Below are 512 nucleotides of genomic sequence, written 5' to 3'. Positions count from 1 at the left end.
CCGGATGATGACCGCCCGAATGTGACTATTTCAGACGCTGGCACCATCAATGAGGGTGAGACAGCGAACTTCAAAGTGACGTTGTCGAACGCCGCCGAGTCCACTGTTCAAGTCGAGCTAGGCCTGAACTTGGGTGACACCGAAGCCGGTGACTTAGGTACCTTGGAATACAACACCGGAAGTGGCTGGGTGACAGTGCCAAACGATGGTGTAGTAACGGTGCCAGCAGGGCAAACCGAGTTTGATGTGCGCATCGCTGCCATTGATGATGCTGTTTATGAAGGCCCAGAAGATTTCAGTGTGACGGTGACTGGCATTGGGGCGGTGCAAGGCAGCGATAAGGGTACGGCAACGATAGTGGATGATGGTACGGGTCCGGGTCCCGATCCGGATGATGACCGTCCAAGCGTGACTATTTCAGATGCTGGCACCATCAATGAGGGTGAGACAGCCAACTTCAAAGTGACGCTGTCGAATGCCTCCGAGTCCACTGTTCAAGTCGAGCTAGGCCT

1 protein-coding gene is annotated in these 512 nt (G+C 54.7%); it reads left to right on the top strand.

Going from position 1 to position 512, the window contains the following annotated elements:
* A partial coding sequence (locus R8N47_RS28500; protein WP_318186520.1) for a Calx-beta domain-containing protein occupies positions 1–512 on the top strand: 512 nt, incomplete at both ends.

Source organism: Vibrio sp. 2132-1 (assembly GCF_033344315.1).
Note: the sequence above shows the minus strand (reverse complement) of the source record. Positions and strands in the feature narration are given on the sequence as shown.